The 13618-nt window shown below is 58.6% G+C and carries 18 protein-coding genes and 2 tRNA genes; 9 read left to right on the top strand and 11 right to left on the bottom strand.

What is annotated here, in order from left to right; genetic code table 11:
- Nucleotides 1–257: 257 nt before the first annotated feature.
- The gene (locus DXY03_RS11935; RefSeq protein WP_206749734.1) at nt 258–644 is read right to left on the bottom strand and encodes a hypothetical protein; all 387 of its coding nucleotides are present in this window, start codon (nt 642–644) and stop codon (nt 258–260) included.
- Between the two features lie 524 nt (nt 645–1168).
- Complete coding sequence (locus tag DXY03_RS10740; protein ID WP_371637741.1) at nt 1169–2005, bottom strand: tyrosine-type recombinase/integrase; 837 nt, start codon at nt 2003–2005, stop codon at nt 1169–1171.
- Between the two features lie 491 nt (nt 2006–2496).
- Between DXY03_RS10740 and DXY03_RS10735 the strand changes: the two genes are divergently transcribed.
- The gene (locus tag DXY03_RS10735; RefSeq protein WP_115010399.1) at nt 2497–2751 is read left to right on the top strand and encodes a hypothetical protein; all 255 of its coding nucleotides are present in this window, start codon (nt 2497–2499) and stop codon (nt 2749–2751) included.
- Between the two features lie 108 nt (nt 2752–2859).
- On the opposite strand, the gene DXY03_RS10730 is transcribed toward DXY03_RS10735, so the two are convergent.
- Nucleotides 2860–3357 carry a YajQ family cyclic di-GMP-binding protein gene (locus tag DXY03_RS10730; RefSeq protein WP_115010398.1) on the bottom strand — a complete coding sequence of 166 codons (498 nt, stop codon included), beginning with the start codon at nt 3355–3357 and terminating at the stop codon, nt 2860–2862.
- A 99-nt stretch (nt 3358–3456) separates the two neighbouring features.
- Between DXY03_RS10730 and DXY03_RS10725 the strand changes: the two genes are divergently transcribed.
- A complete protein-coding gene (locus DXY03_RS10725) occupies nt 3457–3873 on the top strand; it encodes an MAPEG family protein (protein WP_170952046.1) in 417 nt (138 codons plus the stop codon).
- Here DXY03_RS10725 and DXY03_RS10720 read toward each other — a convergent pair whose 3' ends face one another.
- The 3 genes from DXY03_RS10720 to ebsA are packed head-to-tail and all read right to left on the bottom strand — an operon-like array spanning nt 3874 to nt 5919.
- Nucleotides 3874–4410 carry a hypothetical protein gene (locus DXY03_RS10720; RefSeq protein ID WP_006851763.1) on the bottom strand — a complete coding sequence of 179 codons (537 nt, stop codon included), beginning with the start codon at nt 4408–4410 and terminating at the stop codon, nt 3874–3876. It abuts the gene before it with no gap.
- A gap of 16 nt (nt 4411–4426) precedes the next feature.
- On the bottom strand, nt 4427–5524 hold the full coding sequence (locus DXY03_RS10715; RefSeq protein WP_115010425.1) for a phosphotransacetylase family protein: 1098 nt from the start codon (nt 5522–5524) through the stop codon (nt 4427–4429).
- A gap of 26 nt (nt 5525–5550) precedes the next feature.
- Nucleotides 5551–5919, bottom strand: coding sequence for a type IV pilus biogenesis protein EbsA (gene ebsA, locus DXY03_RS10710; protein WP_115010396.1), 369 nt, complete (start codon nt 5917–5919; stop codon nt 5551–5553).
- A 36-nt stretch (nt 5920–5955) separates the two neighbouring features.
- Between ebsA and DXY03_RS10705 the strand changes: the two genes are divergently transcribed.
- The gene (locus DXY03_RS10705; RefSeq protein WP_115010395.1) at nt 5956–6693 is read left to right on the top strand and encodes an SDR family oxidoreductase; all 738 of its coding nucleotides are present in this window, start codon (nt 5956–5958) and stop codon (nt 6691–6693) included.
- Here DXY03_RS10705 and map read toward each other — a convergent pair.
- Complete coding sequence (gene map, locus DXY03_RS10700) at nt 6674–7519, bottom strand: type I methionyl aminopeptidase (RefSeq protein ID WP_115010394.1); 846 nt, start codon at nt 7517–7519, stop codon at nt 6674–6676. The genes DXY03_RS10705 and map overlap by 20 nt on opposite strands.
- A 53-nt stretch (nt 7520–7572) precedes the next feature.
- Here map and DXY03_RS10695 point away from each other — a divergent pair, with 53 nt between their 5' ends.
- From DXY03_RS10695 to gltX, 6 genes are all read left to right on the top strand, one after another.
- Entirely contained in the window at nt 7573–7860 is a 288-nt protein-coding gene (locus tag DXY03_RS10695; RefSeq protein ID WP_115010424.1) for a PepSY domain-containing protein, read from the top strand.
- 25 nt (nt 7861–7885) lie between these two features.
- Nucleotides 7886–8359, top strand: a complete 474-nt coding sequence (gene rplS, locus DXY03_RS10690; protein ID WP_115010393.1) for a 50S ribosomal protein L19 — start codon at nt 7886–7888, stop codon at nt 8357–8359.
- Between the two features lie 60 nt (nt 8360–8419).
- Nucleotides 8420–8492, top strand: a tRNA-Trp gene (locus tag DXY03_RS10685).
- 37 nt (nt 8493–8529) lie between these two features.
- Nucleotides 8530–8718: a hyperconserved protein Hcp gene (locus DXY03_RS10680; protein WP_006043540.1), complete on the top strand. Its 189-nt coding sequence runs from the start codon at nt 8530–8532 to the stop codon at nt 8716–8718.
- 216 nt (nt 8719–8934) lie between these two features.
- Nucleotides 8935–9008, top strand: a tRNA-Asp gene (locus DXY03_RS10675).
- A 21-nt stretch (nt 9009–9029) separates the two neighbouring features.
- The gene (gene gltX, locus DXY03_RS10670; RefSeq protein ID WP_115010392.1) at nt 9030–10463 is read left to right on the top strand and encodes a glutamate--tRNA ligase; all 1434 of its coding nucleotides are present in this window, start codon (nt 9030–9032) and stop codon (nt 10461–10463) included.
- Here the strand turns inward: gltX and DXY03_RS10665 are convergent.
- From DXY03_RS10665 to wecB, 4 genes are read right to left on the bottom strand one after another with little or no spacing between them, the layout of a single operon-like run.
- Nucleotides 10407–11672 (bottom strand): sodium:proton antiporter, encoded by a 1266-nt coding sequence (locus DXY03_RS10665; RefSeq protein ID WP_115010391.1) that lies wholly within the window; start codon nt 11670–11672, stop codon nt 10407–10409. The genes gltX and DXY03_RS10665 overlap by 57 nt on opposite strands.
- Nucleotides 11662–11907 carry a hypothetical protein gene (locus DXY03_RS10660; RefSeq protein WP_115010390.1) on the bottom strand — a complete coding sequence of 82 codons (246 nt, stop codon included), beginning with the start codon at nt 11905–11907 and terminating at the stop codon, nt 11662–11664. The genes DXY03_RS10665 and DXY03_RS10660 overlap by 11 nt, the downstream gene beginning before the upstream one ends.
- Nucleotides 11907–12509, bottom strand: coding sequence for a DUF1643 domain-containing protein (locus tag DXY03_RS10655; RefSeq protein ID WP_115010389.1), 603 nt, complete (start codon nt 12507–12509; stop codon nt 11907–11909). Before DXY03_RS10655 ends, DXY03_RS10660 begins: the two co-directional genes overlap by 1 nt.
- Entirely contained in the window at nt 12478–13590 is a 1113-nt protein-coding gene (gene wecB / locus DXY03_RS10650; RefSeq protein WP_115010388.1) for a non-hydrolyzing UDP-N-acetylglucosamine 2-epimerase, read from the bottom strand. The genes DXY03_RS10655 and wecB overlap by 32 nt, the downstream gene beginning before the upstream one ends.
- Nucleotides 13591–13618 lie beyond the last annotated feature (28 nt).

Below are 13618 nucleotides of genomic sequence, written 5' to 3'. Positions count from 1 at the left end.
CAGCAGGAGGTGAGCTGCATGCTCCCTCACGAAGTCCAGCAAGGTCGTTGCCGTGCCGCAGCGATGGCACTTAAAGCGCCATCGATCTGGTGACCCCTTATCAGGATGGAGATACCCCTTGTGGACGTAACCAGGGGCATGACTGTCGTGTTGGCAGTAGGGGCACCGAAAGCGATACACCCCACTGTCAGTCTTTCTCCATCCCAGATGCTGCAAGGTCACTGAGAGATCCTGCAGCAGTTGCTCTGGGGAGTGCATCAACGGGCAGCACCTGCAAGGCGGGCTGCACGTCGATTCCAGCTGAAAACAACACCATCCATAAATAGATCAAAACCAGTCAAGAGGGGCATTGCTTCAACCACAAATAGGTAGCCAGGGAAAGTAAGCACATGCTTGTCTGGTTGGCTCGCGACAAAAGATTCAACATCGGCAAACGTACAACTAGATGCAACGCCAACATTCACATTGATCGATTCACTTTCCAGCCAAACACGCATCGCAGTAGCAACAGATCGATAACTCAGGCAATCTTTACTAAAACAAGTAAAGGCAAAACCAGTCCCAGAAACCTTCGTCTTAATAAGACTATTGCTTCCGCTCAGCGCTTCATGCAACTTCTGATAGCTTTTCATAGCAGACTCCATACAGTACAGATTGTTTGTTCTCGGTGTTTCTCACCGATAGGGTTTAAAGACGGCTTATCGTCTTCGCCAGAGCACATATGCAGTGGCGAATATTTTATTTGTGTATCGCAGAGGAGGCGTCCTGCCCTCGTTTCGATACACATATTATATGGCAAATAGACGCCTAAACTGGCTAGCGTGGGACACTTAGTTTCCACCCCATATCTAGACAAAAAAGGGCTTTCAGAAGCCAGTGCTAGCAATGGCTTTGAGCCAAAAAATCGGCAAGCTTAAGACCCCTGATATAGCCGCAAAAATTGGCACACATCCTGCCTTATATGCCAGTAGAAGACCCCTTCAGCAAGGGCACTGGTCAAATCATTAGTGGCTCATCTTTTCTCGCTCACACGCCTGCTGGTGCCTTCTGAAAATCTTGGCTGAATACAAACCAAGGTCTCCCTCCTCAGAGCAGGCAATGACGTCTCCGCAATGAGGACATCTGAATTTCTCCCTCCTTTCCTCAATCCACTGGTCTTTGCTCTGCCTCACCATGTCGGCACCTTCACTCGCCCTGTGGGCTTGGCATAGGTCCTGAGCAATTCCTCAGTGCGGTGTCCTGCCACTGCTGCCAAATCAGCAGGACTGTTCCCCATCGCCAAGGCATGGCTCAGGAATGAATGCCTTTGGGCATACAGACGCCTTGGAGCTAGTCCAACACGACGCTGCGATCGCTTCCAGACCTTCTCTAACCCCGCGTCATACAAATGCCCATGGGTTCTTGGCGTCACAAACACCAAGCCATTCTTCGTATTCAGCCCCAAGCACTTCATGGTCTCTCTGTGCTGACTGAGCACCTCAACGACCTGCTGACTCAACGGCACAACACGTGCTTTGCCTGTCTTGGTGCCTGACCACACCCGTTGAAGTGTGGCAGTGCCATCACGCCTCAGCGTCTTGCTGATCAACAGCTCGCCTTCCTCAAGGCGTACACAGTCCCAGGTCAGACCAATCACTTCTGCATTCCTGAGACCTGTGCCGAGCCACAAGGCAAAGCAGGGGTAAAACCACTCCTCATTGCTTCTGAGATCGTCCAGCACACTCTTGATCTCTTCCCTACTCAGCACCTCCGCCTGCACTGACCTGGCTGGCACCTTGACCTGAACCGACCGCAATGGCTCATTGCCTGGTTGCACAGATCGAATCGTGCAAAGGATCGTGGACTGAGTGGATGCCGCTAACCCCTCTGCCTTCATCCACGCAAGAAAGCGATCAACCTCGGCTTTGGTTCTGATCGGCAAGCCAAACCTCTTCACCACTCGATAGGCATGCGTAACCCTTGCCTGCCTCTTCTCCTCTGCCAATGACCTGAGGGCATCGAGCAAGTCCTGGTCTCGACCCTTCACCAGTGGGCGGTATCGATTCAGGGATAAGTCCAAATCCCCTTGCTGGGCATCTCTCCAGATCTCGGCACAGATGGCTTGCCCCCTTGCTTGGGCGACTGGATCTTCGAAACGACCAATCCGATTGATGAAATGGTCTCGACCACCCAACCTCAACCTGACTTGGAGAGCACCGTTGTTGTCCCTCACCCTGGGTGGCTTCTTCAGCATCCCTCTCCCTTACATGGGGCTCGGGCTTAGAGCTGACGCCCCTCAAAAGCCAAGCCAGATCCATTGATCCAGTAGCCCTTCGTAGCCCTAGACCTCTCAACACAAGATCCAGTGCCCTTTTGGCTTGGGTTCTGGCTTATGGAGTCAGGAGAGTCCTGAGAATCCATGAGCGTCAACTTCAAAACCACTGCAAGTACAAGGCATTGCGACTCCCTTCCTGACTCGCGGCGTCAAACTGAATTACATCAACGCAGTGATGCCCCTTGAGCCAAGACATCCCGCCCCAAGAACAAAACCGCAAATGGTTTCGCAGCCATCTGCTCAGCCGGGAACTGGAATTACAGGAGCTCTATGACCTGCCGCAGGGAGAGCTGGATCTCGTGATGGCCGAGACCGCTGAAATCCGTTCGGACCCTGAAAACCGATCCCGCAGCCATGGGCGCTGGTGCACCGCCGGCTATGTGCTGGAACTGGCAAAGATCATCGATGCCCGACGGGCCCGGGACCAGAGCAATTAAACGTCAGCTCTCATCGAAAAAACGTACCAACCATATGTGACGAGGCTAAAAATCATGCCGGAGAATTTCAAAAACTCGTTGTTGATCACCGACAAGTCTTTCTTTTAATCAGCGATAGTTCTCAAACTGCAGAGGAACATCAAGATCATCTTCCTTACTCTTGACGAGCTGAATCGCGGCTTGCAGGTCATCTTTGCTCTTACCGGTGATCCGCACACTTTCACCCTGGATCGCCACCGTCACCTTTTTGAGCTCATCGCGCACCATCTTGCTCAACTTCTTCGCAATCTCCTGACTGAGGCCCTTACGCAGCTTCACCACCTGCTTTACCCGGTTGCCTCCGACGGTTTCAGGTGTTTGAAAATCGAAAATCTTGAGGGAGAGGTTGCGTTTGGTCGCTTTGGTTCGCAGCACATCCTCCACCGCCTGAAGCGTCATATCACTGGCCGAGGTGATCACCAGCTCCGTTTCCTCAAGATCGATCTCGGTGCCGGAATCCTTGAGGTCATAACGGTTGCCAACATCACGACGAACCTGATCAAGGGTGTTCACCAGCTCCTGACGATCAAAGTCAGAGACCACATCGAAGGAATAAGTGCTGGCCATGTCGCAAACCTGTCGATCCTCCAGTTTAGAAACCCATCGATCTCCAGCAGGGTGTGGCCCACCTGAGCCCGTTAGGGTCCCGGGGATTGATTGGATGTCATGACTCCTGCGTTTGCCTGGGCCCTTTGCCTGATGGGAGCCGTCGTGATGGTGAGTATCGTGCTCACCGGTGCCGGACGGGCCAAAGCCGACTTCACCATGGCGGATCTTCAGGCGCCTCGGGCGATGTTTGAACGGCTGCCCGCCTTCGGGCAGCGCGCCGTGTGGGCACAGGAGAACAGCTGGGAAGCACTGACCCTGGGGGCACCGGCCATGCTGTTGTGTCTGATTAGCGGAGTCAGCAGCCCCACAGCCATCGCAGCAGCGTGGATCTGGCCAGGCATCCGATTTGTTTATCTGTTTGCCTATGTCAGCAACGTCCCACCCCTGAGGGGACTCTGCTGGGCTACGGGGGTGACTGCCGTTGGCATCTGCTACGTGGAGGGACTGCGGGCCGTGATCAGCGCCGCCGGCTGATCAGTCGAAATACAGAAGGCTCACCACCTTCCCCATGTCCTCAGCAGTTCGTGCACTCGCCAGCAGGGTTTCACTGTCGTGAAATGCGAGACAGATCAACTGATCACAACGGTTGATGATCTCTTGATTGCACAAACTGCTGGCCATCGGCAAGGGCAGGTCGTCCTGCTCGGGCTTGTCCACAAGGTGCAACACCCGATCCAAGAGATCTCGGATTTCAGGAACCTGCCGATCGAGGCTCTGGGGCAAAAGCACGGTGAGCTTGGAGGGATCCACCTCAAGACACCCGCGAATCACTGCTGCATTCACCCCCTGAGATCCGGATGTGATCAGAGAATGGCCTTCCTGCACCAATGAGCGAGCCACCAATTCGATCAGGTGAACCGCCACAACGGGCACATGGCGGCTACCGAGAATGGCGATCCTTCGTTGGCTTTTGTCCTGCAGCAGAGCGAGTTCCTGCGCAAGCGTGTCAACCCGATCAAGAGCCGGCAGATCCAGTGACTGACCCAAGGAAAACTTGCCGCCTGATTTCATCGGAAGTTAGCAACCATCAAGCGTGCTGAACCGTCAGATTCAATGCATTGAAGAGCTGATCAAGCTTGCAATGCTCCTCCACAAGACGGAAGGCGTAGGTGGCCTTCACGGCTTCATGCAGGCGAACATGGCCGAAGGCCTGCTCAATCACCCCCACCGTGGCCAGGGTGTCGTGCTCCACCTTGAGCAAAGGCACATCCAATTCTTCGGCGCGATTGATCAATTGAGGGAGAGGTTCCCCAGCCCCAGTGAGAATCAAACATTGGGTTGAAGCTTCAAGGGCGGCCAGCTGGATGTCGGTGCGATCAGCTCCCGTCACAACAGCCATGTTGCGTCGTTTGCGGAAGAACTCCATGGCGGAATTCACATTCATCGCGCCGATGCTCAGGGTTTCCACCAGCAGTTCCTGCCGTTCCTGGCAACAGATCACCCGGGCATTGAGGCGCCGCACCAACTCGCCGACCGTGACGCTTCGCAGCAAAGGAGAACGGGGCATAACGCCAAACACCTGCAAGCCCAGGCCCTGCAAGGCAGGAACCACCTGTCGCTCCAAGCTGTCGACCTCTTCTGGAGTGACGGCGTTCAGCACCACTCCAACCAGACGGTCACCCAGGGTCTGCTTGGCCGCGAGCAGCGCATCCACACTGCGGCTGTCCTGCCAGAGGTGCACCAGAACGACCTTGGCATCGAGACCTGTGGCCAGCTGCGGAAGGCTGAGGCCGTACAGCAAACCCTCCTGGAGACTTCCCGCACATTCCAAGAGTGTGAGTCCATCATCAGACTGAATGCACTGGCGCAGCTCCGCAAAACCTTGGCCAGCATCCAACTCGCCTTGGCCAAGCCGCTGGGCAGCTGTGGTCGGAGACAGCAGATGCATCGAAGGAATCAAACGCTCAGGCGGCAGATTCAGCGTTTCACCAACAAATCGAACGTCGTCGTCGATGAGTGGTTGAGGCAACGCCCCCTGGTTCGGATCCCAGTCCAGGCTTGTGGCCAGGGGCTTTCCGAACCTGATCTGCTGTCCGGCACGGGCGAGCTGCTGAGCAATTCCAAGAACAAGGGCCGACTTCCCACTGAACGGCTCACACGATCCGATCAACAGTGTCGTTCCCATGGAGGTGATGCCTGACACCACTGAATCTAGGCCTGTTCAGGAGCATCTCCGCGCTCGATCAACAACCACTGCCAGAACCCATTGGGCAAATCGGGCTCCGATGGCTGCAGATGGGAACAATCCATCAACCAGACCACCAGCTGATGGGTGGTGATGGCGAAATCAAAATCTCCCTCGGGATGACCGGGAAAACGAAGCTGACAGTCCAGCCTCTCCATCGGTGCAGCGACCCCATTCCAGCGGAGTTCGTAGGGGTGTCCATCGCTTCCGACCACCGGACGCCGCCCCTGCAATGCGCCCCGCCCCAGGATCTGCAGGGCTGCGGATAGATCCTGCTCGCGACTGACGCCACCGCAGTAGGGAGCGAACAGAACCAGTTGGGCGGCATCTGACACAGCTGGTGCTTGATTCGTGCCCCGCTCGTTTCAAGGATGCCCCAAGCTGGCCCCATGGCCCAGTCCCCCTTTCTCGGCAAACGGATCGGCATCACAGGCGCTCGTGGAGCCCTCGGCGCAGCCCTGGCCCGTTGCTTCCGTTCCGCAGGCGCCCACGTCGTCGGTTTCACCCACGGATCTATACCTCCAGAGCAAGCGGACGGCCCACACCGTTGGGTGAGCTGGAGCTGCGGAGACGAAGCCAGCTTGGACGCCGATCTGGAGGAGCTCGATGTTCTGGTGCTGAACCACGGGATCAATCCTCAAGGCGGCCAAAGCCCTGAAGTGATCAATCAGGCGCTGGAGATCAACACCTTGAGCAGCTGGAGGCTGATGCAGCGATTTGAGGCCATCAGCAGAGCATCGCCGCAGGCTGATCCGAGGGAGGTGTGGATCAACACCTCAGAGGCTGAAATTCAGCCTGCCGTCAGTCCCGTGTATGAACTCACCAAGCGAATGCTGGGGCAACTGGTGAGCATCCGCGGTGCGGTGCTTGATGCCACCGGACGAGAAGCCCTGATCCTGCGCAAGCTGGTGCTCGGCCCCTTTCGCTCATCGCTCAATCCGATTGGGGTGATGGGCGCCGATTTCGTCGCAGACCAAGTGGTTCGCCAGGCGAGCTGGGGGTTTCGCCTGGTGATCGTGACACCAAACCCACTGACGTATGTCTTGATGCCTCTGACCGAGCTTGGACGGCGGATCTACAGCCGGATCCTCAGTCGCCCCGATCGGTAAGGATCTCGCATCCATCACTGGTCACCAAAACGGTGTGCTCCCACTGCGCCGAGAGAGAGCCGTCGCGAGTGACGACAGTCCACTGATCCCGCAAGGTGCGGCAGGCCTTGCTGCCGGCATTGAGGATGGGCTCAATCGCCAGGGTCATGCCAGGACGCAAGGTGACATTGGGGAGCTCGTCGGTGCGGAAATTGAACACGGAAGGTTCTTCGTGCAGGTTCCGGCCGACACCGTGGCCGGTGTAATCCTCCACAACACTGAAACCGTTGGCATTGACGTGGTCTTCAACGGCTCCAGCGATATCCAGCAAGGTGTTACCTGCTTTGACCTGGCTCAGACCAGCCATCAAGGCTTCCTTGGCAACACGGCTCAAGGTCTGTGCTTCCTGGGGTGCATCTCCCACGCAGATCGTGATGCAGCTGTCGCCGTGGTAGCCCTCGAAATAGGCGCCGGTATCCACCTTCAGTAGATCGCCCTGGCGGATCACACGCTTCGGACTGGGGATGCCATGCACCACTTCGTTGTTGATGCTGGCGCAGATGCTCGCCGGAAAACCGTGATAGCCCTTGAAACTTGGGGTCGCCCCCATCTCTCGAATGCGTTTTTCCGCATAGGCATCAATATCTCCCGTCGTCTGACCTGGCTCCACCATTCCCATCACCTCCCGCAGCACGGTGGCGACGATGTGGCTGGCCTGGCGCATGATCTTCACTTCACGGGCTGATTTGATCTCAACGCCGCGACGCCTCTGAATGCGCGGGCCCGTCGCCGTCACTTGCCCCTGCGCTGCCTGGGTGGATGCCAGAAGATCAGCAAAGAGATTCATGGCTCAGCCCAATATCCGTCACGCTATCAACAGCAACCGAATTGATGCCGGTCATGTCGCTGCTTGCGCGCTTGCGGGAACTGCATCGAAGCGTTGCACCCTTCGTTCTGGCGCCTTTGCTGGTGACGGTGTTCTCCGGTGTTAGTTACCGCCTGGCACGGGACTGGTTCGGAGCCAGCCGAGACCAGGTTCACTGGTTAATGGTCGTGCACGAGGGAGAATGGCTTGGTTCCACCTTGGAACCGGTCGTCGTTCTTCTCAACGCCATCGGCCTGCTGTGGATGCTGATCACAGGCATAGGGCTCCTAATGGAGCGATGGCGTCGAAAGGTACACTCATAGTTTGGCGATTCAACGCGGAGCTGGGATGGCAGCCGATTCGAAGGACACAGCGGTGACCGACGACAACACCGAAACGGCTGTGGAAACAGCACCTAAGGCAGCGGCGAAGGCCAGCAATGCTTCCGGTGCCCCTGCCAAGAAACTGAGTCCTGAAGCTCTGATTCGCTCCTTTGAGTCGGCTCAGCAGAAGGATGATCTCCCTGAGATCTACGTGGGCGACACCGTGCGCGTTGGTGTTCGCATCAGCGAGGGCAACAAGGAGCGTGTTCAGCCCTACGAAGGCGTGGTGATTTCCAAGCGCCATGGTGGCCTTAACCAGACCATCACCGTGCGCCGGATTTTCCAGGGCATCGGCGTTGAGCGGGTGTTCATGCTGCACAGCCCCCAGGTGGCTTCCATCAAGGTGGAACGGCGCGGTAAAGTACGCAGGGCGAAGCTTTTCTATCTGCGGGAACGGGTGGGCAAGGCCACCCGCGTGAAGCAGCGCTTCGATCGCTGAGGTTTCGACCTCGTTCAATCAGTTGCCAACTTCAACGTTGGCTGAGGGGTACATCGCCTTGCGCCGTTAGTTCAGTTGGTAGAACGCAGGTCTCCAAAACCTGATGTCGGGGGTTCGAGTCCTCCACGGCGCGTCCGATGTTCCCCTCGTGCAGTTTCCCGGTTCTGAGCATGGAGTTGGATCTTCAACCTGGTGATGTTGTGAAGGTGTTGGAGTCAGCCGCCCTCGGCTGGGTCCGTGCCCGAGTGATACGCGTCAAGTCCGGCGGCCGTGTGGTCGTTCAGAGTGATCAAGGGCGTGAATTCACAGCCCGCGGCAATCAGGTTCGGCTCATCGAACCTGCAGGATTCCGTCCCTGAATTGTTGGTTATTGAGCGTTGAGCTGATGTTTTCCCTCATGTCCCGGCGACTCTGTCGTCGGGATTTTTTTGTGGTGGCGCCAGCATGACAAATCCAGGCTGATCCATGGCTCAGTTGTTGACGGAGGGCAGGGCGACAGTTGATACTGATTAGGTCGCGCAAGCGACACAGATCAGATTCTTCGGAGCGCGTCTCGCGAGTTCTGAATCAGATCTGGGACCGTAGTTCAACCGGTTAGAGCACCGCCCTGTCACGGCGGAAGTTGCGGGTTCGAATCCCGTCGGTCCCGTTCTCACCACCAAGAGCCACGATGGTGCGCGTTCGATTGGCCCCCAGCCCGACGGGCACGCTCCATATTGGAACGGCGCGAACCGCTGTTTTCAATTGGCTCTACGCCAAGCACGAGCAAGGCGCGTTCGTGCTGCGCATTGAAGACACCGACAAGGAGCGGTCCAAGCCCGAGTACACCCAGAACATTCTCGAAGGCTTGCAGTGGCTCGGGATCGACTGGGACGAGGAACCCGTCATCCAGAGCGAACGGGTGGGGCAGCACCGTGATGCCATACAGACCCTGCTCGATCGGGGACTGGCCTACCGCTGTTACGCCAGCGAAACGGAACTCACGGCCATGCGCGATGCGCAGAAAGCGGCCAATCAAGCCCCGCGCTACGACAACCGCCACAGGTGTCTGACCCCCGAGCAGGAGCAGGCGTTTCAGGCAGAAGGCCGTGAAGCGGTGATTCGTTTTCGCATCGATGACGCTGCCGAAATTCGCTGGAATGATCTGGTGCGTGGCGCCATGAGCTGGCGAGGCTCAGACCTTGGCGGAGACATGGTGATTGCCCGTCGCGCCCCGGCGGATCAAATCGGCGACCCCCTCTACAACCTTGTTGTGGTGGTGGATGACGCCGCGATGGACATCACCCATGTGATCCGCGGTGAAGATCACATTGCCAACACCGCCAAGCAACTGCTCCTCTACGAAGCGCTGGGCCTGCCCTTGCCGACCTTTGCCCACGCTCCTCTAATCCTCAATGCCGAGGGACGCAAGCTCTCAAAACGGGATGGGGTGACCTCCATCAACGACTTCCGCGCCATGGGCTACACCCCTGACGCCATCGCCAACTACATGACCTTGTTGGGGTGGTCCGTACCGGAGGGCATGGAGGAACGGTTCAGCTTGCGTGAGGCCGCAGCCGTTTTTGGTTTCGACCGCGTCAACAAAGCCGGGGCGCGTTTCGACTGGGACAAGCTCAACTGGCTGAATGCCCAGGTTCTGCATGGCTGGACGGCGGACCATCTTCTGGATGAACTGACGCCTCTGTGGACCGAACGCGGTTGGACCCCTCCGAGCGACAAGAGCTGGTGCCTGGACCTCTGCGCCTTGCTGGGGCCATCCCTCACCTTGCTCAAAGATGGCGTCGATCAGGCGGAACCGTTCTTTGATCGTCCGGAGCTCCAGGACGATGCCCTCGAGCAACTCGCGATCGAAGGAGCCAAGGCAGCCATTGCGGACCTGCTTCAGCGGCTCGAGAACAACCCTTGGGACGGCAGCGACGTCGATCAAGCCAAGACTTGGCTGGGGGATGCCGCCAAAGCAGCCGGTGTGAAGAAAGGGGTTGTGATGAAGTCACTGCGCGCCGCTCTGCTGGGGCGTCTTCAAGGCCCCGATCTGATCACCACCTGGTCATTGCTGGCCCGAATCGGTGAGGACCTGCCGCGTCTGCGCCGCTGCCTCGGCTGAGGCAGGCTCGTCATCCTCGGCTTTAACTAGGCCAAGAGCCTGAGCCAACGGCTGAGCCGTGAGGCCCTGTAAGCCAACGGTCATCAGGATGGTGAGGAACACCAACCCCTGAAGGCGTCCTGCCCCCAGGATGCCGGCCTGCTCCAAGCGAATCGCGAAGAGAGAGGCCACCGCTGCGGTGACGATGCCTCGAGGAGCGAGCCAACCCAGAAACAGCCGTTGTTCAAGCTTGTAGGGCAACCCGATGGTGGCCAGACCTACGCCGATCGGACGCACCACGAGCATCAACGACAGCACACAGAGGATGCCGCCCCAACCCAGCGGACTGAGTTCAGCCCAGGAGACGTCAGCAGCCAGCAGCGGAAACAGCATCGTGATCGCCAACTGCGCCAGTTCCTGAATCAAACCATCCAATTCAGCGGTGTGGGGGCCTGGACGTCGACCGACAACGATGCCCGCCGCCACCGAAGCAGGCAGGGCGGATTCCGGCAGAAGCCACTCACTGACGCCATACATCAGAAACAGCAAACCCAGACTGAGCTGAAGCGGGAGCCCCTTCAACTGATCGGGTTTGAGCCGTCGCAGCAGTTCTGACAGCAGCCAGCCGACGCTCGCGCCAATCAGCACACCACCGCCCAATCGATACAGCAGGCCGAGCATCACCTCCCGCCAGCCATGCAGGTTGCCAAGGACAAGCTCCAACAGCAGCAGGGCTAAAACGGCGCCGATGGGCTCAAGCAACAGTCCCTCAGCCTCCAGGACTTCGCCCAGAGGAGGTGCGAGCCGAATTTGACGCACCAGGGGTGTGACCACCGTTGGCCCCGTGGCCAGCACGATGGCACTGAACACAGCCGCAAGCGACCAGCTGAGGCCAGCAAGCCAATGGGCCGCCAACAGACCGCCTCCCAGGGAGATCAACAGACGCAGGGCTGCGATGCGCTGCACCGTGGCCTTGATCGTGTCTCCAGGCAGACGCAGATTCAGTCCGCCATCGAACAGCACCAGGCTGACAAGAAGACCCACCACGGTTCCAAGCCCGGAGCCGAGATCAAGGGGTTCCACCCAACCCAGACCAGAGCGACCGATCAGCAGCCCCGACAGGAGCAGCAACACCACCCCAGGAAATTCCGACTTGGCCGCCAGAAAACGGGCTGCAGCACCCGAGGAAACCGTGACGCCCCAGAGGAGGCCCAGACGCTCAGGCGTCATCGACAGAGGAGAACTGAGGTTCCACGCGCACGCCGATCACCGCTTGGGGGCGTACGACCAGATACTCGCCCTCCAGGTCACTGAGGGGAACGTTGACGAAACCGCCCTGGTTCTCGGCATTGACCACCCCTTGGTACCACTCCTGGAAGGTCTCGAGTTTCGGAAAAAACACCCGTTCGGTTTGCCCTCCCACAAGGTGGAGATGGACGGCGTAGCGACGGGGCGTACGGGACATCAGCGCGGAAAGACATCCATCACGGTCCCCACAGGATGACGGATCGGTTCCGGGTCTGCCCAGAGAAGAGGGCGAAGACAGGCGTTACGCGGGGCATAAAGCGGATGGCGCGGTTGCCCCGAGGCCGTCTGCCCGAGCATCAGAGGATGCGGCGAGTCGGGAACGGAGCGTCGGCGGTGCGGCAGCAAATGCTGAATGGTTCCAAGAACCAGCTGAGTCCGGTCCCATCGCGCCCCATTCGCCCCCCACCCACACCAGAGATCAACCCCAGATGTTCGGGACCAGTGGTTGAACCAGCGGTTCAAGATCGCGTCGTTCTGCTCACCGATGGGGTCCTTCACCCGCAGCAACGCCGCCGGAGACGGCGACATCCGGGCGAACAGATTCAGCACCAGCAACTCCCGATATCCCCATTGCCTGGCGAAGCCGATCAAACGGCGCAGGGTCGGATCATCACGCTGGCCATCAGCTCTCGAGGGATTCAGACCCACGAAAAGGAGGCACCCTTCGCCGGCACCCAGGCATCGCCGCAGCCACCAGCGGTAACAGCCATCGCTGCTGAAGGACGCTTCAGACCCCGAGCTGTCGCCGACAGCGTTCAAGGATGCGTTCGCTGGCGTGACCATCGCCGAAGGGGTTAACGGCGCGGGACATCTCTTGATAGGCCGTGGCATCCCCAAGCAGCCGCGAGGTCTCCTCCAGGATCACATCGGGATCGGTGCCCACCAGCCGGGCAGTGCCCGCATCAACGGCCTCCGGCCGCTCTGTGGTTCGCCGCAGAACCAGCACGGGTTTGCCGAGCGCAGGGGCCTCCTCCTGGAGACCACCGGAATCGGTTAGCAACAGGCAGCAACCTTTCATCGCTGCAACGAGACGGTCGTAGTCCAAAGGTTCGGTCAGAACGACTCGGGGATGGCTTCCAAGCAGGGCCTGCAGCGGTTCACGCACCGTCGGGTTGCGGTGCATCGGCAGCAGCAGCGCCGTATCGGGGTAGCGCTCAAGCACCTGCAGCATTCCTGCAGCGATGTCGTGCAGCCGCTCACCCCAGTTTTCACGGCGATGCACCGTGGCGAGGATCACCCTCTGTTGATCCCAGTTGAGGCCATCGAACTGAACATCCGGCGCCGATTCCGCCATCAACAACAAGGCATCGATCACGGTGTTGCCGGTCACGGCGATCTCCCCGACCACCCCGGATGCTTTCAGGTTGGATTCAGCCTTGAGCGTCGGAGCGAAATGAAGGGTTGCGATCTGAGAAAGGAGCCGACGGTTGGCTTCTTCTGGGAAGGGATCCAAAAGATTGTCAGTGCGCAGGCCGGCCTCCACATGACCAACCGGGATCTGCTCGTAAAACGCAGCCAAACCAGCGGCAAACGCCGTGGTGGTGTCGCCCTGCACCAGAACCAACTGCGGGGGGTAGGCCTGAAAGTCTTCCCGCAGCCCTTGCAGCGCAGCACAGGTGACATGGGTCAGGGTCTGACGGGGTGCCATCAGATTGAGATCCTGATCCGCCTGGAGATGGAACAGATCCATCACCTGGCCCACCATTTCGCGGTGCTGACCGGTCAGGACGACACGGGTCTGCAATGCATCACAGGATTGAAACGTCCGGATGACCGGAGCCAGCTTGATCGCCTCCGGACGCGTTCCCAGAACGATCGTGACGCGGGGCTGTTCAGCCATTCCATCCGGACGGACCGCTGGAGTTTAC

It is taken from the genome of Synechococcus sp. N5 (genome assembly GCF_900473925.1).
Classification (GTDB): Bacteria; Cyanobacteriota; Cyanobacteriia; order PCC-6307; family Cyanobiaceae; genus Parasynechococcus.
The sequence above is the reverse complement of the archived record's forward strand: the minus strand, read 5'-3'. Positions and strand labels throughout refer to the sequence as shown.